Raw genomic sequence first — 20,677 nt, 5'->3', positions numbered from 1 at the left:
TTTTGTTTCGTTCAGTTTTGAGAGAACTATCTCTCAAGTTTAAATGTATGTTCTTTGAAAACTAGATAACAGTGTAGCTCATATTTTTTTAATTTTAGTTTGGTTAAGTTAGAAAGGGCGCACGGTGGATGCCTTGACACTAGGAGTCGATGAAGGACGGGACTAACGCCGATATGCTTCGGGGAGCTGTAAGTAAGCTTTGATCCGAAGATTTCCGAATGGGGAAACCCACTATACGTAATGGTATGGTATCCTTACCTGAATACATAGGGTATGGAAGACAGACCCAGGGAACTGAAACATCTAAGTACCTGGAGGAAGAGAAAGCAAATGCGATTTCCTGAGTAGCGGCGAGCGAAACGGAATCTAGCCCAAACCAAGAGGCTTGCCTCTTGGGGTTGTAGGACATTCTATACGGAGTTACAAAGGAACGAGGTAGACGAAGCGACCTGGAAAGGTCCGTCACAGAGGGTAATAACCCCGTAGTCGAAACTTCGTTCTCTCTTGAATGTATCCTGAGTACGGCGGAACACGTGAAATTCCGTCGGAATCTGGGAGGACCATCTCCCAAGGCTAAATACTCCCTAGTGATCGATAGTGAACCAGTACCGTGAGGGAAAGGTGAAAAGCACCCCGGAAGGGGAGTGAAAGAGATCCTGAAACCGTGTGCCTACAAATAGTCAGAGCCCGTTAATGGGTGATGGCGTGCCTTTTGTAGAATGAACCGGCGAGTTACGATCCCGTGCAAGGTTAAGCTGAAGAGGCGGAGCCGCAGCGAAAGCGAGTCTGAATAGGGCGTTTAGTACGTGGTCGTAGACCCGAAACCAGGTGATCTACCCATGTCCAGGGTGAAGTTCAGGTAACACTGAATGGAGGCCCGAACCCACGCACGTTGAAAAGTGCGGGGATGAGGTGTGGGTAGCGGAGAAATTCCAATCGAACCTGGAGATAGCTGGTTCTCCCCGAAATAGCTTTAGGGCTAGCCTTAAGTGTAAGAGTCTTGGAGGTAGAGCACTGATTGAACTAGGGGTCCTCATCGGATTACCGAATTCAGTCAAACTCCGAATGCCAATGACTTATCCTTAGGAGTCAGACTGCGAGTGATAAGATCCGTAGTCAAGAGGGAAACAGCCCAGATCGCCAGCTAAGGTCCCAAAGTGTGTATTAAGTGGAAAAGGATGTGGAGTTGCTTAGACAACTAGGATGTTGGCTCAGAAGCAGCCACCATTTAAAGAGTGCGTAATAGCTCACTAGTCGAGTGACTCTGCGCCGAAAATGTACCGGGGCTAAATACACCACCGAAGCTGCGAATTGATACCAATGGTATCAGTGGTAGGGGAGCGTTCTAAGTGCAGTGAAGTCAGACCGGAAGGACTGGTGGAGCGCTTAGAAGTGAGAATGCCGGTATGAGTAGCGAAAGACGGGTGAGAATCCCGTCCACCGAATGCCTAAGGTTTCCTGAGGAAGGCTCGTCCGCTCAGGGTTAGTCAGGACCTAAGCCGAGGCCGACAGGCGTAGGCGATGGACAACAGGTTGATATTCCTGTACCACCTCTTTATCGTTTGAGCAATGGAGGGACGCAGAAGGATAGAAGAAGCGTGCGATTGGTTGTGCACGTCCAAGCAGTTAGGCTGATAAGTAGGCAAATCCGCTTATCGTGAAGGCTGAGCTGTGATGGGGAAGCTCCTTATGGAGCGAAGTCTTTGATTCCCCGCTGCCAAGAAAAGCTTCTAGCGAGATAAAAGGTGCCTGTACCGCAAACCGACACAGGTAGGCGAGGAGAGAATCCTAAGGTGTGCGAGAGAACTCTGGTTAAGGAACTCGGCAAAATGACCCCGTAACTTCGGGAGAAGGGGTGCTTTCTTAACGGAAAGCCGCAGTGAATAGGCCCAAGCGACTGTTTAGCAAAAACACAGGTCTCTGCGAAGCCGTAAGGCGAAGTATAGGGGCTGACACCTGCCCGGTGCTGGAAGGTTAAGGAGAGGGGTTAGCGTAAGCGAAGCTCTGAACTGAAGCCCCAGTAAACGGCGGCCGTAACTATAACGGTCCTAAGGTAGCGAAATTCCTTGTCGGGTAAGTTCCGACCCGCACGAAAGGTGTAACGATTTGGGCACTGTCTCAACCAGAGACTCGGTGAAATTATAGTACCTGTGAAGATGCAGGTTACCCGCGACAGGACGGAAGGACCCCGTGGAGCTTTACTGTAGCCTGATATTGAATTTTGGTACAGTTTGTACAGGATAGGCGGGAGCCATTGAAACCGGAGCGCTAGCTTCGGTGGAGGCGCTGGTGGGATACCGCCCTGACTGTATTGAAATTCTAACCTACGGGTCTTATCGACCCGGGAGACAGTGTCAGGTGGGCAGTTTGACTGGGGCGGTCGCCTCCTAAAGTGTAACGGAGGCGCCCAAAGGTTCCCTCAGAATGGTTGGAAATCATTCGTAGAGTGCAAAGGCATAAGGGAGCTTGACTGCGAGACCTACAAGTCGAGCAGGGACGAAAGTCGGGCTTAGTGATCCGGTGGTTCCGCATGGAAGGGCCATCGCTCAACGGATAAAAGCTACCCCGGGGATAACAGGCTTATCTCCCCCAAGAGTCCACATCGACGGGGAGGTTTGGCACCTCGATGTCGGCTCATCGCATCCTGGGGCTGTAGTCGGTCCCAAGGGTTGGGCTGTTCGCCCATTAAAGCGGTACGCGAGCTGGGTTCAGAACGTCGTGAGACAGTTCGGTCCCTATCCGTCGTGGGCGCAGGAAATTTGAGAGGAGCTGTCCTTAGTACGAGAGGACCGGGATGGACGCACCGCTGGTGTACCAGTTGTTCTGCCAAGGGCATAGCTGGGTAGCTATGTGCGGAAGGGATAAGTGCTGAAAGCATCTAAGCATGAAGCCCCCCTCAAGATGAGATTTCCCATAGCGTAAGCTAGTAAGATCCCTGAAAGATGATCAGGTTGATAGGTTCGAGGTGGAAGCATGGTGACATGTGGAGCTGACGAATACTAATAGATCGAGGACTTAACCATATAATATGAAGCTAATGTTATCTAGTTTTGAAGGAATATATATTTAAAATTCCTTTTGACATTCTCAAAAGAATGTGTATAATGTTAAAAGTCTGGTAATGATGGCAGAGAGGTCACACCCGTTCCCATACCGAACACGGAAGTTAAGCTCTCTAGCGCCGATGGTAGTTGGGACCTTGTCCCTGTGAGAGTAGGACGTTGCCAGGCTTATATTATTCCGCAGTAGCTCAGCGGTAGAGCTATCGGCTGTTAACCGATCGGTCGTAGGTTCGATTCCTACCTGCGGAGCCATTATGCTTCCATAGCTCAGCTGGTAGAGTACTTCCATGGTAAGGAAGAGGTCACCGGTTCAAGCCCGGTTGGAAGCTTGGGAAAATTTTTGTTTTTTTTGGCCCGTTGGTCAAGTGGTTAAGACACCGCCCTTTCACGGCGGTAACACGGGTTCGAATCCCGTACGGGTCACCACTTTTGGAGGATTAGCTCAGCTGGGAGAGCACCTGCCTTACAAGCAGGGGGTCGGCGGTTCGATCCCGTCATCCTCCACCATATATTTTTAAATGTCGGAGGGGTAGCGAAGTGGCTAAACGCGGCGGACTGTAAATCCGCTCCTTTGGGTTCGGCAGTTCGAATCTGCCCCCCTCCACCATTTTCTTTAAAATAACCTGAGAGGGTTTATTTTTTTGAAAAGATAACCATACTAGTAAATATTAATGGGCTATAGCCAAGCGGTAAGGCAACGGACTTTGACTCCGTCATGCGCTGGTTCGAATCCAGCTAGCCCAGCCATTTACGAGCCATTAGCTCAGTTGGTAGAGCATCTGACTTTTAATCAGAGGGTCGAAGGTTCGAATCCTTCATGGCTCACCATTTTCGCGGAAGTAGTTCAGTGGTAGAATACAACCTTGCCAAGGTTGGGGTCGCGGGTTCGAATCCCGTCTTCCGCTTAATTACTAAGGGGCCTTAGCTCAGCTGGGAGAGCGCCTGCCTTGCACGCAGGAGGTCAGCGGTTCGATCCCGCTAGGCTCCATATAAATAGGAAAAGCTTACATCAAATGATGTAAGCTTTTTTTGTGTTTAAATTCCACTCAAAAAGGAAACTTTTCCGTATATCGTTTAAAATGAAAAAAAGGGATTGAATAAGGGGGGATAATTATGAAAGTTGTCATTGCATCGGATTCATATAAAGAAAGCCTGAAAGCTATAGAGGTATGTGAAGCTATTGAAAGGGGTTTTGCAGCAGTTTTTCCTAAAGCAGAGTACGTTAAAGTACCAATTGGAGATGGAGGTGAAGGAACGGTCGAATCTCTTGTTGGTGCTACAATGGGGGGAATTATATCACTTAATGTGACAGGGCCGCTTGGGGAGAGTGTGCAAGCCTATTATGGAATGTCTAAGGATAAGGAGACAGCATTTATTGAAATGGCGGCAGCATCAGGATTACAACACGTTCCAATTGAAAAGAGAAACCCACTTATTACAACGACAAAAGGGACAGGTGAACTGATATTACATGCATTAGATCAAGGAGCTAAACACATTATTTTAGGGCTTGGAGGAAGTGCTACAAATGATGGTGGGGCAGGTATGTTGTCTGCTTTAGGCGTAGAGTTTATTAATAGGAAAGGTGAAGTAATTGAGCCCTCTGGAGGAACATTACATTTGATTACTGCTCTTAACCTTTCTCGTATGGATACACGTTTGAAGGATATAAAGCTAGAAGCAGCATGTGATGTCGACAATCCATTAGTTGGACCAAAGGGAGCGTCTTTTGTATTTGGGAGACAAAAGGGTGCGAATGTAGAGATGATGAAAGAGCTAGACGGGAATTTAAAACATTATGCTAATATACTTAAACAGTACGTATCTTTTGATGTGTCCCTAATACCTGGTGCAGGGGCAGCTGGAGGAATGGGAGCCGCTGTCGTTGCAGTACTAAAGGGACAGCTAAGAAAAGGGATTGAAATTGTATTAGATTATACAAATTTTGATAAGTGTATAGAGGGTGCCGATCTTATTGTAACTGGTGAGGGAAGGATAGATGAACAAACAGCTTATGGAAAAGCTCCTGTTGGTGTCGCGAAGCGGGCGAAATGCCGTCATATTCCTGTAATTGCTATTGGTGGATCTGTATCTCCGAACTATACAATTGTTTATGAAAAGGGAATTGATGCAGTATTTAGTATTACAGCAAGTCCAATGACATTAGAAGAGGCATATAAAAGGGCAGAAGAGAATATAGAAATGACAGCGAGAAATATTGCAGCAGTGTGGAAACTAGCATCAGAAAAACGCTTCTAAGTGTAGAAGTGTTTTTTAAATTCAGTTATTTGAGGATGTTTTGTGTAATTCTAGGTATTGATGGAGAAAGGCACGGATAAAAATATTAGCTGATAGAAAAGTTAGTTGGTTCATTAAGTTAACTTTATACATAGAATAGTTTAAAAATCGGGAGTCCAACGTAAATATAAGTGAATAAAATGTATATCCATGCAGAAAAATGTCGAGTTGAGTCAGACTATATAAAAGATTTAAAATATTTAGTGAAGGCATAAAAGGGGGATACTATCTATGAAAAAAGAAATCTCAGTTATTGGAGTTCCAATGGATTTAGGACAGATGCGTCGCGGGGTTGATATGGGACCAAGCGCGATCCGTTATGCAGGGGTAGTTGAAAGAATTGAACAAATTGGATATGACGTAAAAGATATGGGAGATATATGTATAGAGAGAGAAAAAGAAGTAGATGAAAATACAAAGTTACGAAACCTTACTCAAGTTGCAACTGTATGTAATGAACTAGCGACTAAGGTTGATCATATTATAGAAGAAGGTCGTTTTCCACTTGTATTAGGCGGTGATCATAGTATTGCTATCGGTACGCTAGCTGGTGTGGCGAAACATTATAAAAATTTAGGTGTTATTTGGTATGATGCACACGGTGATTTAAATACAGAAGAAACATCACCATCTGGAAATATTCACGGTATGTCACTTGCTGCAAGTTTAGGTTATGGACATTCTTCACTTGTAGATTTATACGGGGCATACCCGAAAGTAAAAAAAGAGAACGTTGTAATTATAGGTGCACGTGCATTAGATGAAGGAGAAAAGGACTTTATTCGTGAAGAAGGCATTAAAGTATTCTCAATGCATGAAATTGATCGTATGGGTATGACGGCTGTTATGGAAGAAACAATTGCGTATTTATCTCATACTGACGGTGTTCATTTATCATTAGATTTAGATGGGCTTGATCCTCATGACGCACCAGGAGTTGGAACACCTGTAATTGGTGGTCTATCTTATCGTGAAAGCCACTTAGCGATGGAGATGTTAGCAGAAGCTGATATTGTTACATCTGCTGAATTTGTTGAAGTAAATACGATTTTAGATGAGAGAAACAGAACAGCAACAACAGCGGTTGCTTTAATGGGTTCTTTGTTTGGTGAAAAACTAAAATAAATGTAAGAAAAGCAACTGAGAAGTTGCTTTTTTTATTTGAAAATAGGCGTATAATAATGACTTATATTATACTGTAGGATAAGAAAGTTTGACATCTTACCAATTTAAGCTAAAGGGGGGCGTTTGTAATTGTCGTTTGGTTCATGTATGGTATAATTAACTAGTTGTTGGAAATACATACAGATAGAGCATAAAATAATATTTCAATATATGGATAGAATTGCTCGTAAGTAGGAGGAAGGGTTAGCATGCCTTTTGAAGATACGACCATTTTGAAATATCTTAGTACGGCATTAGATATTGCTGTTGTATGGTTTATTATATATAAGCTAATTCTTATAATTCGGGGCACGAAGGCTGTGCAACTTTTAAAAGGTATTACAGTTATTATTGTCGTCCGGATGATTAGTATTTTACTTGAATTGCATACGCTATATTGGCTAACGGAACAAGTATTAACGTGGGGATTTTTAGCCGTTATTATTATCTTCCAGCCAGAATTGAGAAGAGCACTTGAGCAGCTAGGACGGGGTAGCTTATTTTCGCGTGTGGGAAATCAGGGGGAAGATGAACCTGAAATTGTTGCAACAGCGATAGCTAAAGCAACGGAATATATGGGAAAACGTAGAATTGGTGCACTAATTACTTTGTCAAAAGAGACTGGGATGGATGATTATGTAGAAACGGGTATTCCGCTAAATGCAAATGTATCATCGGAATTACTCATTAATATTTTTATCCCTAATACCCCTCTTCATGATGGAGCAGTAATTATGCAGGGAAGTACAATTAAAGCAGCAGCATGTTACCTTCCGTTATCAGAAAGCCCATTTATTTCTAAGGAGTTAGGAACTAGGCATCGCGCTGCAATGGGAGTTAGTGAAGTCACTGATAGTATTACAGTAGTTGTGTCGGAAGAAACAGGCCAAATTTCTTTAACGAAAAACGGTAAGTTACATCGTGATTTGAAGACAGAACAGCTGAAGGACATGTTGTTAGCAGAATTTAGTGGGAACGAAAAAACGACTTCTTCGTCTTTATGGAATTGGAGGAGAAAGCGTCATGGATAAGTTAATGGAGAATCATTGGTTTTTAAAAGGAATCTCATTACTATTGGCGTGTATGCTTTTCATGTCAGCAACTTTAACTGAAAAAAATACGACATCGAGTATATTACCTTTCGTAAATGAAACGAAAGAAACATTAACTGATTATCCTATTACCCTGAAGTATGATGAAGAGAAATATATTGTAAGTGGTATTCCATCAGGTGGAGTTAAGGTGAAGTTGGAAGGTCCAAAATCAGCAGTTGCTACAGCAAAAGCAAAAAAACAATTTGATATATCAGTTGATTTGCGAGATAGTCAAAAAGGAACTTATGAAGTTTCTTTAAAAGCGAATGGGCTTCCAGATGATGTGAAAGGAACAGTCCAACCAGCAACAATCAAAGTTACTCTTCATGAAAAAGCGAGAAAATATGTTCATGTAGACTTAAAATTATCAAATGAGGATCAGATGCCAGCGGGTGCTACTCTCGAAAAATCAAACATTAAACCTGATACTGTTGAGGTAGTTGGGACGAAAGAAGAAATTGAAAGTATTTCATCTGCTAAGGCGTATATTGATTTAAAAGGTGTTAATAAAACTGTTACAAAAACAGCCGAAGTTACATTATACAATAAAGAAGGAAAACGTTTAAATGTAAGAACGAGTCCATCTAAAATTAGTGTAACATTGAATGTGGCGACGCAAGCTACGGCCAATAATACTGAAAAAACTGTTCCTGTGACGTATACGAAAAAGGGGAGTTTGCCAGAAGGATTGACTGTTACAAATATTAGCGTTGAGCCGAGAGAAGTAACGATAGCAGGTCCAAAAGACATTTTGGATAATATACAATCTATAGAGGGGGTCGAGGTAGATTTTAGTCAATTGACGGATTCTACAACATTCGATGCCTCTGTTTTATTGCCAAAAGGTGTAACAAGTGCAAAACCAAATCAAGTGAAGGTTTCCGTAGGGGTACAAAAGGTAAAACAAACGAAAAGTAAAACTATTGATGGTATCCCGATTCAAAAAAGTGGAATTCCGAATGATGTTACTGCGCAGCTACTTTCGCCACAAGATGGAAAGATAAGCGTTGATATTTCAGGAGAAGCAAGTATAGTAGATAAAATAACAGCTGCTCAAATAACAGCGGCGATTAATCTGCAAAATGTATCTCCGGGGACGACAGATGTTTCTATTCAAGTGAGTGGTCCTGGTAATATTTCGATAGAAGCAAAACAAAAAAGTGCTAAAGTCACAATTGTGAAGAAAGAAAAGCCGGATAAAGAAGTACAGGGTAATATTGAACAACCAGATTCAAAAAACAATCAAGAAAATCAAACTGAAAAACCAAAAAATCCTGAACCTAATCCAGAAAAGGATCAGGAAAAAGAAAAAGACAAAGAAAAAGAAAAAGACAAAGAAAATGGCCAAGAAACGAGCCAAGAACCAACAGTAGATAATCAAAAAGAGCACGAAAAAGGAGCGAATAATAATGGGTAAATATTTTGGTACAGACGGAGTACGCGGGGTTGCAAATAAGGAATTAACACCTGAATTAGCTTTTAAAATAGGACGTTTTGGCGGCTATGTATTAACAAAAGATACAGATCGTCCAAAAGTAATTATTGGCCGTGATACACGTGTATCTGGACATATGCTAGAAGGAGCTTTAGTAGCAGGCCTATTATCAACTGGAGCGGAAGTAATGCGCCTTGGTGTTATTTCTACACCAGGTGTGGCTTATTTAACAAAAGCTTTAGGGGCGCAAGCAGGTGTTATGATCTCTGCATCTCATAACCCAGTACAAGATAATGGAATTAAGTTCTTCGGTTCAGATGGATTTAAATTAACAGATGAGCAAGAAGCAGAAATTGAAGCGTTATTAGACAAAGAAGTTGATGAGCTACCACGTCCAACAGGTACTAACCTTGGACAAGTGAGTGATTACTTTGAAGGTGGACAAAAATATTTACAATACATTAAACAAACTGTAGAGGAAGATTTCTCTGGTTTACATATTGCTTTAGATTGTGCACATGGTGCTACATCTTCTTTAGCTCCATATTTATTTGCAGATTTAGAAGCTGATATTTCAACAATGGGAACTTCACCGAACGGTATGAATATTAACGCTGGAGTAGGTTCTACGCATCCAGAAGTGTTAGCTGAATTAGTAAAAGAAAAAGGTGCTGACATTGGTCTTGCTTTTGATGGTGACGGAGACCGTTTAATCGCAGTAGACGAAAAAGGAAACATCGTTGATGGCGATCAAATTATGTTTATTTGCGCGAAGTATATGAAAGAAACTGGTCAATTGAAACATAATACAGTTGTTTCAACAGTTATGAGTAACTTAGGTTTCTACAAAGCGCTTGAAGCAAACAATATTACAAGTGATAAAACAGCAGTTGGTGATCGCTACGTAATGGAAGAGATGAAACGTGGTGGATATAACCTGGGCGGAGAACAATCAGGTCATATTATCTTACTTGATTACATTACAACTGGTGATGGAATGTTAAGTGCACTTCAACTTGTAAACATCATGAAAATGACGAAAAAGCCATTATCTGAGCTTGCAGGCGAGATGACAAAATTCCCACAATTACTAGTAAACGTTCGTGTAACAGATAAAAAACTAGCATTAGAAAACGAGAAAATTAAAGAAATTATTCGTGTTGTAGAGGAAGAAATGAACGGAGACGGTCGTATTCTTGTTCGTCCATCTGGAACAGAACCACTTATTCGTGTAATGGCAGAAGCACCGACACAAGAAATTTGTGATGGGTATGTACATCGTATTGTAGAAGTTGTGAAAGCGGAAGTTGGAGCTGAATAATTTACCAAATTTGTTTTAAAAGGAGCACAAGAAGTGCTCCTTTTTCATATGTTTTATAGATAATGAAAAAAATTTCATTGACGATTTATATTGTTTGTTATACGATGGTCTTGTTCTTTTTCTCAAAGGAAATATTGTAAATTATAAAAGCGCCAGAACTACAAGTAGTGTAGTTGACGAGGTGGAGTTTATCGAGATTTCGGCGGATGACTCCCGGTTGTTCATCACAACCGCAATCTTTTACTTAAAACATTAAGGTGACTTAGTGGACAAAGGTGAAAGTGTGATGAGAGAAGAGGAACGGATGAATACTAGCTGTATAAGTATATACGGACTTTAACCCAATCGAGAGGAAGGTGAAAGCCGTTACAAGCTTACAGGGCTAGCAATATGTAATCCGTTTTTTAGTATAAATAAAAATGGTATCGGACTATGTCGTTACATGTTCGCAGAGCAGTGTAAGCATTTGTAACGGCGACTAAACATGTGTGGAATCGTAGGATTTATTGGAGAGCAAGATGCAAAGGAAATTTTATTAAAAGGTTTAGAAAAGCTAGAATATCGCGGATATGATTCAGCAGGTATTGCAGTACAAGCAGAGAACGGTGTTGTTGTATACAAAGAAAAAGGCCGTATTGCAAAACTTCGCGAAGTCGTAGAAGAGAACGTAGCAGCAAGCGTGGGAATCGGTCACACACGCTGGGCTACACACGGTGTTCCAAGCAAACTAAACGCGCATCCGCATCAAAGTACATCAAAACGCTTTACACTAGTTCATAACGGTGTAATTGAAAACTATGAGTTAGTGAAAAAGGAATATTTACAAGATGTAACGTTCGTAAGTGAAACAGATACAGAAATTATCGTGCAACTTATGGAACAACAAGTAAGTACAGGACTAAGTGTAGAAGACGCGTTCCGTCAAACATTATCTCTTTTACATGGTTCTTACGCAATCGGACTACTTGATGCTGAAAATCCAAACATGATTTATGTTGCTAAAAACAAAAGCCCGCTATTAGTAGGTGCTGGTGATAACTTTAATGTTATTGCAAGCGACGCTATGGCGATGTTGCAAGTTACAGATCAATTTATCGAGTTAATGGATAAAGAAATGGTAATCGTAACAAAAGAAAGCATTACAATTAAAAACTTACAAGGTGAAACGATTGAACGTGCGCCGTTTACAGCGGAATTAGACGCAAGTGATATTGAAAAAGGAACGTATCCTCATTTCATGCTAAAAGAAATCGACGAGCAACCACTTGTAATCCGTAATATTATTCAAAAGTACCAAGATGAAAATGGCGAAATTGAATTAGATCAAGATATCCGTAACGCAATTTTAGATAGCGATCGCATTTACATCATTGCATGTGGAACAAGTTATCATGCAGGTCTTGTTGGAAAGCAATTCATTGAGAAATTTGCGAAAGTACCAGTTGAAGTACATGTAGCAAGTGAATTCTCTTACAACATGCCATTATTAACAGAAAGACCATTCTTCATTTATATTTCACAAAGTGGTGAAACAGCTGATAGCCGTGCAGTACTTGTGCAAACAAATGAAATGGGTCATAAAGCATTAACAATTACAAACGTACCTGGTTCTACGCTTTCTCGTGAAGCTGATTATACACTTCCTTTATATGCAGGACCAGAAATCGCAGTTGCATCGACGAAAGCATACACAGCACAGCTTGCAGTACTTTCAATCTTAGCGGCTGACATTGCAAAAGCAAAAGGTGAGGTTCTTGATTTCGATTTAACACATGAATTAGGACTTGTAGCAAATGCAATGGTAGTACTTTGTGATCAAAAAGAAGAAATGGACGCATTAGCAAAACAATTTTTAGCAACAACGCGTAACTGCTTCTTCATCGGACGTAGCGTAGACTTCTTCGTAGGTTTAGAAGGTGCGTTAAAACTAAAAGAAATCTCTTACATCCAAGCAGAAGGATTTGCTGGAGGAGAATTAAAACACGGTACAATTGCCTTAATCGAAAACGGTACACCAGTTATCGCACTTGCTACACAAGAGCACGTAAACCTTGGAATTCGTGGTAACGTGAAAGAAGTAGTAGCACGCGGAGCTAACCCATGTATCATCTCAATGAAAGGCTTAGAAATGGAAGGTGACAGCTTCGTATTACCAGCTGTACACGAAGCACTAGCACCGCTAGTAGCAGTTATTCCATTCCAACTTATCTCATACTACGCAGCGCTTCACCGCGAATGTGACGTTGATAAGCCACGTAACTTAGCTAAGTCTGTTACTGTTGAGTAGGAGATTGGTAGAGTAACTAGATTATTGTAAATTTAAAATAAAGTCACGACGTTTATAAAAAAGTTGTGAAGCTTTGCCCCTTTGGATATGATTATCTAAAGGGGCATTTTTGTGTCGAAAAAAAGAATATCTAAAATCGATAAGTGGATTAAAGAGGGGCAAGGAACTGGCAGTGGGAGAGATTATCAGCCTTGTCTTGAAATTCAAGATGATCCCTCATTAGATCGGTCAGTGGGATTTAAAAAGTATAAAAACCGGCAGATAGCATGAGGTTTTATCGGATTTGGGACGGAACTACTTTTATTTAACTGAATTTTCTGTTGTTATTTCAGATATTCGTTGATGGAAAAAAACACTGATTAAAGTTTCACTTTATTGAACAAATTAGATTACTAGACATTACAAGGGGGGTTATTAATGAAGGTGAAAGAAAAAACATATTTAAGTATAGAAGAGATTATTTCATTACCAACCTTATCAGGTGCAAATATAAGTGATGACGGCAAAGGCGTAGCATTTGTTAAGAAGACAGCTAACTGGAAAGACAATACATATAGGAATCATATATGGATATATGAAAAAGATAAGGAGCAGAGTTACCTATTAACAACTGGGGATATAGATAGTATACACCCATTATGGTCCCCAGATTCTAGGGATATCGCATACCTTAGCCCAGTTGGTGACGGAGATAATAAGAAAAATCAAATCTTTGTTAAGTCAATAGATGGTTATAGTGAGTTACAAATTACTGATGAGAAAGAAGGGGTCAGTACATTCAAATGGGAGCCTACTGGTAAAGGTTTTTATTATGTTGCACAGTCAAAAGAATGTGAGGAAATAAAGAAACGTAAAGAGCTATATGGGGACTTCCAACATGCAGGTAAGGAACATCGGAATAATTGTTTATATTACATTGAAATAGAAAAAGGGATACAAAATGATAAAGAGGAACGTGAGATTAGCGGTGTTTATCAACTAACGGATGGTAAGGATTTTTATATACATAACTTTGATATTTCAAATGATGGGACAAAGGTTGTATTTATGGCTACACCAAGCCTAAACGATCATATGAATGGTGATCTATACATATTAGATGTTGAAGCTGAGGAACTACAAAAGATGAATGTAGATAAGTTGTTGGGCGGGAGCGTTTGCTTTTCTCCTGAGGGCAGCAAAATATGTTACTCAGCAAGCATAAGAGAGAAGGATTACTATAGAAACCATATACAAGAAAGTACATTAGAGATATATGATATGAATACTGGAGAGGTAATTCAGCCTCTAACAAACTTTGATAGTACGGTTATGCCATTACAGTGGACAGATAAGGGGATTTTAATTAGATGGCAGGATAAAACTAACTATCGTATTGGATTGCTATGTGAGGATGGCACTGTGGAAATGTTAGGTGACAAAGTAGATGGCTTTATAATGGATGCTTCTATAACAAGGGATGGAAATCATATATCCTATAGTAAGGCTATAACAAATGAAACCTTTGAAATCTATTTAGACGATAAAAAAATAACGGATGAAAATAGCTTTTTTAAAGGGAAGCTGAAAAGTAACAGGGAAATAATCTCATGGCAAAGTAGTGATGGTCTTGAAATAGAGGGTGTTTTATCAACCCCAGTAGATTTTGATGCCAACAAAAAATATCCTTTATTAGTAGTAATCCATGGTGGACCAGCTTGGGCATCTTTTCCGATATTCTCAGACTGTTTTAATGAGAAATATCCGATTGAGCAGTTTATCGAAAAAGGCTTTATAGTTTTAGAGCCAAACTATAGAGGAAGTTCTGGCTATGGTAATGAGTTCTTAAAAGCCCACTATAGAAAACAGGGAATTGCTGACTACGAGGATGTTATATCTGGAGTGGATGAACTAGTTGAGCAAGGGATTGTAGATAAAGATAGAGTAGGAGTTATGGGATGGAGTAACGGAGGATATATATCAGCCTTCTGTTCTACGTTTAGTAATAGATTTAAAGCTATTTCAGTTGGGGGCGGAATTACTAACTGGAGTACCCATTATGTAAATACAGATATCCCTTACTTTATTAGAATGCATTTAGGAAATACTCCATGGAATGATCCAGATATATATACAAAAACATCGCCAATGACATATATTAAATCAGCCTGTACGCCTACCTTAATCCAACATGGCGAAAAGGATGCAAGGATTCCAACTTCCAATGCATATGAGCTATATCAAGGGTTAAGGGATATGGAAGTTAATACAGAATTAATTATTTTTAAAGGAATGGCATATAGTTCTGACCAGCCAGGAATTAATGTGGCTATTATGAAGCAGAATTTGATGTGGTTTTCACACTATATTCTTGGAGAAAGTATGAAAGAATTTAGGGTTTTATAATGGCTTGTTTTAGTCTTTAAGCTTTTTAGGTGCTTGAAATAAAGTCGTACACATTTATTCGGTTATATATGATTGAGTTTAACATTGCGGATAAGGCAAACTGTGAAATGTTTTGGTGTAAATGAGAAAAGAGCCTGAATGTAGGCTCTTTCCTTATTTATATTTAAAAGATGAACTATTCTTATGCAGTTTTACTTAATTTATATGCTTCACGGTTATTTTTTTTGAAAAGTTTTGGGAAAACATAACCATCTAATCCAATACGTCCAGCATTCTGTCCTGCAACTAAAATGAACATAGTTAAAATAAGCAGGTTTGGGTTTACACTAACAGTTCCGCTTAATAAAAATGAAAGGTTCATTATGATGCCGAAAAATGCAGCTGTTTTTGTTAATCCACCTAAAATCAAACCTAGCCCTACTAAAATTTCTCCCCATTGAACTAAAAAGCTAAATAGGTCTGCGTTTGGAAGAACAAAATGTTGAAGAAAATCTGCCCACCAACCTTGTACTGCAGGATGGGCACCTGATGCTTGAGCGATAGCTCCTTTTAGAAAACCACTTGCGTCAAAAGATTGTCCAAAAACTTTTCCTATTCCAGCAGCAAGCCATGCATATCCTATGTAAAGTCGTAAAAATAATAATATGAAAGTAGCGCGTTTATCAGTTCTTAAAAAATTGATAACCATTGAAATCCCTCCAATGTATTGTATTTACATGTTTATTATATATCCATTGTGAATAAATTCACAATGGAGGAAATGTGAACAAAAATAGGTTAGGAGTAATTGTTTTATTGTTTGTAACATTTCATCTATTTTGGTAGACTAATAATGGAGATATATCAAAAGGAGGCAAAGAATAGATATGTGGATGAACTTGTAATGATTAGAAATTAGATAGATGAATTTTTCTCTCGTAAGTGAGGGTTTATTTAGCTACCTATAAATCATTCAAGGAATGCATATTTGTTTTGTACATCCCTTTTGTAAGGATAGATGCCTATGTGGGGAAATTTATATCTCTGATATAAAATATGCGTCCTTTAACTTTGGAGGAGTATATGATGAATCAATTAAAAAATAAAGTAGCAGTTGTTACAGGTGTAAGTCGTCTAGACGGTATAGGAGCAGCTATTTGCACGGAGTTAGCAGAGGCTGGATACGATATATTTTTTACGTATTGGACAGAATACGATAAAGAGATGCCTTGGGGCGTTGATAAAAATGAACAAATACAATTAAAAGAAAAGTTGATACAAAATGGTGTCAAAGTATCGAGCATGGAGTTAGATCTAACTCAGAATGATGCATCAAATCAGCTTATAAATAAAGTTACTGAACAATTAGGGTACCCTCATATATTAATTAATAATGCAGCATATTCTACAAATAATGATTTCTCTAATTTGACTGCTGAAGAACTAGATAAGCACTACATGGTAAATGTTCGTGCGACTACATTGTTAAGTAGTCAATTTGCCCAAGGTTTTGATAAGAAATCTGGTGGTAGAATTGTGAATATGACGTCGGGACAATTTAAAGGACCTATGGCAGGAGAATTAGCGTATGCAACAACGAAGGGAGCAATTGACGCTCTTACTAGTACGTTGTCAGCGGAAGTGGCCCATTTAGGGATAACAGTGAATGCAATTAATCCAGGTCCAACTAGTACAGGATGGATGACTGAGGAGATAAAGCAAGGATTAAGACCGATGTTTCCTTTCGGCAGAATTGGTGAGCCAAAGGATGCAGCAAGACTTATTAAGTTTTTAGTGAGCGAAGAAGCCGAATGGATTACAGGGCAAGTTATTCATTCAGAAGGTGGATTTAAGAGATAATTTTATAATTAAAAAGAAGGTATCTCATTTCAATGAGATACCTTCTTTTTAATCTTTCTTCAATCTTCGTGCAACACCATTCCCTAAAGACTGTAATCCTTGAACGAGGATAATCAAAATAAAGACGGTTGCATACATTACTTCAGGTTCGTAGCGTAAATGTCCGAATCGATATGCTAAATCACCAAGGCCGCCAGCACCGACAAGTCCAGCCATTGCTGTTGCACCGATTAAGCCGATCGTTGCGATTGTTAATCCAAGTACGAGAGACGGGCGAGCTTCTTTAACCATAACGTGCCAAATGATTTTTAAAGTAGAGACTCCCATTGCTTGATATGCTTCAATGACACCGCGATCCACTTCTAATAAAGCAGTTTCCATTAAACGGGCAATGTAAGGGGCTGTGAAGACAACAAGTGGTACGATAACACCTTGCACGCCAATGGACGTTCCCATTAGAAACTTTGTAAAAGGTAAAATGAAGAATAATAGAATGATAAACGGAAGAGAACGAATGATATTAATAACTGTATTAAGAATAGGATAGATAATTTTATTTTCTCGCTGTCCACCAGGTCTCGTTAAAACAAGTGTGACACCGAGTGGTAATGCAATAAGAATAGAGATAAGTAGTGAAATAGATGTCATTTGAAATGTTTGAATTGTTGCTTCCCATATTACGTTACCCCACTCATCCAAAAAGGACTTGTTTCCCATAATCTGTTCTACCTCCTTCTACGATGATCCCTTGTTCTTGTAAAAATGATAAGGCACGGTGTACTTCACTTTTTTCACCTTGCATATGAACGATCAGTTTTCCATATGCCTCATGTTTTAACTGTGTAATATTGCCTGATAAAATATTAGGATATACGTGGAAACGTTTTGTAGCGACAGCTAACGCTGGTTCTCCTGAAGCGGTTCCTATAAATGAAAGTGTTACGATTACCCCGGTGCTTTGTAGTTCTTTCTGTACCTCTTCTGGAATTTTAGCTGCAAACGCGCTATTTACAAATTTCTTCGTTGTTACATGTTGTGGATTTGTAAAAATGTCCTTCACTGTTCCACTTTCAACGACAGATCCATGTTCCATTACAGCAACTTGGTCACAAATACGCTGGATGACATTCATTTCGTGTGTAATTAGCAAAATCGTAATTCCGATTTCTTCGTTGATCTTTAATAATAAATCAAGAATAGAATCAGTCGTTTCCGGATCTAATGCGCTCGTTGCTTCATCACTTAATAAAACTTCAGGCTCATGAGATAGTGCGCGAGCGATCGCTACACGTTGTTTTTGACCACCAGATAATTCACTTGGATAGGCATCTTTTTTATTAAAGAGATCAACAATGCGTAAATACTTTTCTACCCTTTTTTCAATTTCATTTTTGGGAAGACCAGATAGACGTAAGGGTAGTGCGATATTTTCATAAACGGTAACGGTTTTAAGTAAATTGAATCCTTGAAAAATCATGCCGATCTTTTTTCTCGCCTTTGCGAGTTCTTTTGTCGATAAGGTTGTTAACTCTTGTTCATTTATAATGATATCTCCTGTCGTTGGTTTTTCTAATAAATTTACACAACGGATTAATGTACTTTTACCAGCGCCACTATATCCGATGATTCCAAATACTTCGCCCTTTTTTACTTTAAGGGAAGTTGATTTAAGAGCCTCAACATTCCCTTTTTTTGTTGTAAATACTTTGGAGACGTTTTTTAATTCAATCATTATAGTCAGCTCCTACCAAGACGGTAAAACAGAACCATCGAATTTTTTCTCAATGAAATCTTTTACTTCTTTAGATTGATAAGCTTTCTTTAATTTATTAACAACAGCATCATCTTTATTTTCAGTACGAACAACGACCCAATTCACATATGGTGAATCTTTTCCTTCGCGGAAAATAGAATCTTTCGCTGGGCTTAATTTTGCACCTAATGCAAAGTTTGTATTAATTGCAGCTGCCTTTACTTCACTTAGCTGTGTTGGTAATTGAGATGCCTCTAATTCAACAATCTTTAAATTTTTCGGGTTTTCAATTACATCTTTTGCAGTCGCTTTTTCTGTAGCTTTTGGATCAACCTTTAAAACACCTGCTTTTTCAAATAGCTTTAAAGCACGAAGCTCATTTGTTGGATCATTTGGGACAGCGATTGCATCGCCCTCTTTTAATTCTTTTACATCTTTTAAGCTTTTAGAATATACACCCATAGGGAATGTTACTGTGGAAAATACTTCAGTTAATTTCATGTTGCGTTCAGCTTTAAATACGTCTAAATAAGATTTAGTTTGATAGCTATTTACATCGAGGCTTTTTTCATCTAAAGATACGTTTGGCGCTACATAATCATTAAATACCTTTACATCAATTTCGAGACCATCTTTTGCTGCCACTTCTTTTACCTTTTCAAAAATTTGTTCATGCGGTCCACCCGTTACGCCGACAGTAATCTTTTTCTCATCTAATGCTTTTACCTCTTTATCAGAATTAGCACCACATGCACCTAACAATAATACCGCTCCACTTACAATACTTAATAACACCTTTTTCATCTATAATTCCCCCTTAATATACGTTCCAAAATAAAAAGCACCTCTCAAAAATAAGAGAGGTGCCGAATAGACGAAATAGGTTCCTCTCTTATCTTCCAAAACGAAAATCGTTCTGCAGGAATTAGCACCTTAGCTTATACGTTATAAGCTCGGTTGCCGGGCATCATCGGGCCAGTCCCTCCGCCACTCTTGATAAGAGTATGTGTATGTAGTTTTTTAATATGGTACTAATAGTAAATCTTACAAAAAGAATTGTCAATATTATTTTCTGAATATATTTTATTTTAAGGTAATCGAAACGTTCCCTTTTTTATGTCCCTTTTCCACATACATATGAGCTTCAGCAATTTCTTCTAATCGGTAAGTTCTATCAATAACGGGCTTTAGTTTTTCCGTTTCGACTAGTTTTTTTAATAGAATCATATCCTCTTTACTTACCTTGGCCATCATTCCATTAACAGATACATATTTTCCATTGGGTGTTAATGTATTTGTACAAAGGGATTGTTTATACTTCCCAACTGCATCAAATATAATATCGTAGCATTTGCCTTGCTTAGTAAAATCTTCTTTCGTATAATCAATTACTTTATCAGCTCCTAAAGATTGCACGAGTTCAAAATTTGAATTACTACAAACAGCCGTAACGGTCGCGCCGAAATATTTAGCAAGTTGTACAGCAGCTGTTCCTACTGATCCGGAGGCACCATATATGAGCACTTGTTGCCCTTTTTTTATACGGCCCTTTCTCAGGAAATGTAATGCTGAAGTTCCGCCAAAAGGAATAACTGCCGCTTCTTCATACGTCACATTGGTAGGTTTTAATGTTATTAATCCACTTTCATGTACGCATGTGTACTCGGCATAACCACCGAGGTTTAGTTCTGTTAATGCAAAAATTGGATCACCTTTTTTAAATTGAGTTACATCTGTTCCTACTTCTTCGATTTCACCGGATAACTCTACGCCGAGTACAGGTTTTCTCGGTTTTCTGAAACCTAATATGATCCTCATAGGAATCCAAAATAAGAGGGGGCTATTAAAGCCGCGTATTCTACAATCTCCAGTCGTTACACTTGTTGCGTGAATTTTAATTAATACTTCGTTCTTTTTAGGTGTAGGTTTCTCTATATTTTGAAGCTGAAGAACGTTAGGTGGTCCATACTGTGTGCAAATGATCGCCTTCATAATGACCTCCTGAAATGAGTTGTTGTTATTTACATCATATTTAAAAC

13 protein-coding genes, 9 tRNA genes, 2 rRNA genes, 1 pseudogene and 1 riboswitch are annotated in these 20,677 nt (G+C 39.3%); of the genes and pseudogenes, 20 read left to right on the top strand and 5 right to left on the bottom strand.

Annotated elements, in window-relative coordinates:
- The first annotated feature begins 101 nt into the window (after positions 1–101).
- The 19 genes and pseudogenes from BG05_RS03540 (at position 102) to BG05_RS03450 (ending at position 15,046) form a co-directional block, all read left to right on the top strand.
- Positions 102–3,023: ribosomal RNA gene (locus BG05_RS03540) — 23S ribosomal RNA — on the top strand.
- A 91-nt stretch (positions 3,024–3,114) separates the two neighbouring features.
- A 5S ribosomal RNA gene (gene rrf, locus BG05_RS03535) occupies positions 3,115–3,230 on the top strand.
- A 9-nt stretch (positions 3,231–3,239) separates the two neighbouring features.
- Positions 3,240–3,314, top strand: a tRNA-Asn gene (locus tag BG05_RS03530).
- 4 nt (positions 3,315–3,318) lie between these two features.
- Positions 3,319–3,391: transfer RNA gene (locus BG05_RS03525), tRNA-Thr, on the top strand.
- A 22-nt stretch (positions 3,392–3,413) separates the two neighbouring features.
- Positions 3,414–3,488 (top strand) — tRNA-Glu (locus BG05_RS03520).
- Positions 3,489–3,493: 5 nt separating this feature from the next.
- Positions 3,494–3,569 (top strand) — tRNA-Val (locus BG05_RS03515).
- Positions 3,570–3,585: 16 nt separating this feature from the next.
- Positions 3,586–3,669, top strand: a tRNA-Tyr gene (locus BG05_RS03510).
- A 65-nt stretch (positions 3,670–3,734) separates the two neighbouring features.
- Positions 3,735–3,809, top strand: a tRNA-Gln gene (locus BG05_RS03505).
- A gap of 5 nt (positions 3,810–3,814) precedes the next feature.
- Positions 3,815–3,890, top strand: a tRNA-Lys gene (locus BG05_RS03500).
- 5 nt (positions 3,891–3,895) lie between these two features.
- Positions 3,896–3,967: transfer RNA gene (locus BG05_RS03495), tRNA-Gly, on the top strand.
- 10 nt (positions 3,968–3,977) lie between these two features.
- Positions 3,978–4,050 (top strand) — tRNA-Ala (locus tag BG05_RS03490).
- Positions 4,051–4,175: 125 nt separating this feature from the next.
- The gene (locus tag BG05_RS03485) at positions 4,176–5,321 is read left to right on the top strand and encodes a glycerate kinase (protein WP_002124706.1); all 1,146 of its coding nucleotides are present in this window, start codon (positions 4,176–4,178) and stop codon (positions 5,319–5,321) included.
- Positions 5,322–5,591: 270 nt separating this feature from the next.
- The gene (gene rocF, locus BG05_RS03480; RefSeq protein WP_002029355.1) at positions 5,592–6,485 is read left to right on the top strand and encodes an arginase; all 894 of its coding nucleotides are present in this window, start codon (positions 5,592–5,594) and stop codon (positions 6,483–6,485) included.
- Positions 6,486–6,733: 248 nt separating this feature from the next.
- Positions 6,734–7,555, top strand: a complete 822-nt coding sequence (gene cdaA, locus BG05_RS03475; RefSeq protein WP_002124707.1) for a diadenylate cyclase CdaA — start codon at positions 6,734–6,736, stop codon at positions 7,553–7,555.
- Positions 7,548–9,035: a CdaR family protein gene (locus BG05_RS03470; protein WP_002169321.1), complete on the top strand. Its 1,488-nt coding sequence runs from the start codon at positions 7,548–7,550 to the stop codon at positions 9,033–9,035. The genes cdaA and BG05_RS03470 overlap by 8 nt, the downstream gene beginning before the upstream one ends.
- On the top strand, positions 9,028–10,374 hold the full coding sequence (glmM, locus tag BG05_RS03465) for a phosphoglucosamine mutase (RefSeq protein WP_002029377.1): 1,347 nt from the start codon (positions 9,028–9,030) through the stop codon (positions 10,372–10,374). Before BG05_RS03470 ends, glmM begins: the two co-directional genes overlap by 8 nt.
- A 286-nt stretch (positions 10,375–10,660) precedes the next feature.
- Positions 10,661–10,846 (top strand): annotated as a pseudogene (locus tag BG05_RS29145) (hypothetical protein).
- Between the two features lie 12 nt (positions 10,847–10,858).
- Positions 10,859–12,661, top strand: coding sequence for a glutamine--fructose-6-phosphate transaminase (isomerizing) (gene glmS, locus BG05_RS03460; protein WP_002091471.1), 1,803 nt, complete (start codon positions 10,859–10,861; stop codon positions 12,659–12,661).
- 417 nt (positions 12,662–13,078) lie between these two features.
- Positions 13,079–15,046 carry a S9 family peptidase gene (locus tag BG05_RS03450; RefSeq protein WP_003186906.1) on the top strand — a complete coding sequence of 656 codons (1,968 nt, stop codon included), beginning with the start codon at positions 13,079–13,081 and terminating at the stop codon, positions 15,044–15,046.
- Between the two features lie 181 nt (positions 15,047–15,227).
- On the opposite strand, the gene BG05_RS03445 is transcribed toward BG05_RS03450, so the two are convergent.
- Positions 15,228–15,734, bottom strand: coding sequence for a DoxX family membrane protein (locus BG05_RS03445; protein WP_002124713.1), 507 nt, complete (start codon positions 15,732–15,734; stop codon positions 15,228–15,230).
- Positions 15,735–16,108: 374 nt separating this feature from the next.
- Between BG05_RS03445 and BG05_RS03440 the strand changes: the two genes are divergently transcribed.
- Positions 16,109–16,885 carry an SDR family oxidoreductase gene (locus BG05_RS03440; RefSeq protein WP_002124715.1) on the top strand — a complete coding sequence of 259 codons (777 nt, stop codon included), beginning with the start codon at positions 16,109–16,111 and terminating at the stop codon, positions 16,883–16,885.
- A 48-nt stretch (positions 16,886–16,933) separates the two neighbouring features.
- On the opposite strand, the gene BG05_RS03435 is transcribed toward BG05_RS03440, so the two are convergent.
- The 4 genes from BG05_RS03435 to BG05_RS03420 all read right to left on the bottom strand — a co-directional run bounded on the left by BG05_RS03435 (position 16,934) and on the right by BG05_RS03420 (position 20,630).
- Entirely contained in the window at positions 16,934–17,602 is a 669-nt protein-coding gene (locus BG05_RS03435; RefSeq protein ID WP_002124718.1) for a methionine ABC transporter permease, read from the bottom strand.
- A complete protein-coding gene (locus BG05_RS03430; RefSeq protein ID WP_003186912.1) occupies positions 17,577–18,617 on the bottom strand; it encodes a methionine ABC transporter ATP-binding protein in 1,041 nt (346 codons plus the stop codon). The genes BG05_RS03435 and BG05_RS03430 overlap by 26 nt, the downstream gene beginning before the upstream one ends.
- Positions 18,618–18,629: 12 nt before the next feature.
- A complete protein-coding gene (locus tag BG05_RS03425; RefSeq protein ID WP_000756967.1) occupies positions 18,630–19,442 on the bottom strand; it encodes a MetQ/NlpA family ABC transporter substrate-binding protein in 813 nt (270 codons plus the stop codon).
- An 85-nt stretch (positions 19,443–19,527) separates the two neighbouring features.
- Positions 19,528–19,641: riboswitch (SAM riboswitch) on the bottom strand.
- Positions 19,642–19,721: 80 nt separating this feature from the next.
- Positions 19,722–20,630, bottom strand: coding sequence for an NAD(P)-dependent alcohol dehydrogenase (locus tag BG05_RS03420; RefSeq protein WP_033733702.1), 909 nt, complete (start codon positions 20,628–20,630; stop codon positions 19,722–19,724).
- Positions 20,631–20,677 lie beyond the last annotated feature (47 nt).

The organism is Bacillus mycoides (assembly GCF_000832605.1).
Classification (GTDB): Bacteria; Bacillota; Bacilli; order Bacillales; family Bacillaceae_G; genus Bacillus_A; species Bacillus_A mycoides.
Note: the sequence above shows the minus strand (reverse complement) of the source record. Positions and strands in the feature narration are given on the sequence as shown.